This window comes from Sphingomonas sp. STIS6.2, from assembly GCF_000732685.2.
GTDB lineage: Bacteria > Pseudomonadota > Alphaproteobacteria > Sphingomonadales > Sphingomonadaceae > Sphingomonas > Sphingomonas aerolata.
Genome location: NZ_JPDP02000142.1, coordinates 1 through 1,258, shown reverse-complemented (window position 1 = coordinate 1,258; position 1,258 = coordinate 1). Strand labels below are relative to the sequence as shown.

The following is a 1,258-nucleotide window of genomic DNA, read 5'->3' as shown; positions in this document are numbered from 1 at the left end:
TGCGTCAGCAGGATCTTCTCGACGGTCACGCCCGCTTCCGCGATCGCCGCCTTGATTCGCGGCAGGTCGCCGCCGGGATCGACCACCGCCGCCTTCATCGTCGCAGTACACCACAGCAACGTGCAGTTCTGCTGGATCGGCGTGACGGGGATGATCGCGGCACGCAGCGGCGGCAGGGAGGTCTTTGTCATTCCGGCAAAATAGGGCGGCGGGCGGTTTCGGGCAATCGCCGCTTGCGGTTTGCCTGTCGCCCCGTGCATCAGTCGGCACGATGTGGACTGCGCCCTTCGTGCTGCTTGATGATGCCCGGGAGGCGGGGGCCCCCGCGCGCCTGTACGATCGGCCTGTCCGGGTCGTTCGCGCGGACACCCCCGATGCCGTGCAACCCGCGCTTGCGGAGATCCGTCGCGGACTGGCCGAGGGGCTGCATGCCGCGGGGATGCTGGCCTACGAAGCGGGGATGACGTTCGCGTCGCGTGCGGTCGATACCGGCCCGCCGGACGGCCCGTTGCTGTGGTTCGGCCTGTTCGAGCGCTACGAGACGATCCCCGCGGCGGCGCTGCCCGCGCTATTGCCCGATCCTGCCGGAATCTGGGTCGGGCCGCCGCAGCCGCAGATCGACCGCGAGGCCTATGATACGCGAATCGCACGGCTGCTCGCGCTGATCGCGGCGGGCGACATCTATCAGGCCAATCTGACCTTTGCCGCGACCGTGCCGTTCATCGGCGATCCCCGCGCGCTCTATGCCCGCCTCAGACGCCAGGCGCGTGCGGGCTATGGCGCATTGATCGACACGGGCAACGAAACCTGTCTGTCGCTGTCGCCCGAACTGTTCTTCACGCTCGAGGGCGATCGGCTGACCTGTCGGCCGATGAAGGGTACCGCGCCGCGCGGCGCCACGCCCGATGTCGACCGCCGCCTTGCCCAGGAGCTGGCCGCCGATCCGAAGCAGCGCGCGGAAAATCTGATGATCGTCGACCTGATGCGCAACGACCTGTCGCAGGTCGCGCAGGGTGTCTCGGTCCCCGACCTGTTCACGGTGGAGACCTATCCGACCGTCCACCAGATGACCTCGACGGTGTCCGCGCGGCTGACCCCAGGTCGCGATGCGATCGATGTGCTCGCCGCGCTGTTCCCCTGCGGCTCGATCACCGGCGCACCCAAGCAACGCGCGATGGAGGTCATCGCAGAGGTCGAGCAGGCCCGCCCCCGCGGCCTCTATACCGGCGCGATCGGCCGGTTCGATCCCGGCGGCGAC

Annotated in this window: 1 protein-coding gene and 1 pseudogene; one reads left to right on the top strand and one right to left on the bottom strand. The window is 68.8% G+C overall.

Annotated elements, in window-relative coordinates:
* A pseudogene (locus sphst_RS14535) lies at positions 1 to 191 on the bottom strand (MBL fold metallo-hydrolase); the annotation flags it as partial.
* Positions 192 to 271: 80 nt separating this feature from the next.
* Between sphst_RS14535 and sphst_RS14530 the strand changes: the two are divergent.
* Positions 272 to 1,258 (top strand): chorismate-binding protein (locus tag sphst_RS14530; protein ID WP_199848995.1); only part of this gene is annotated, 987 nt, incomplete at its 3' end.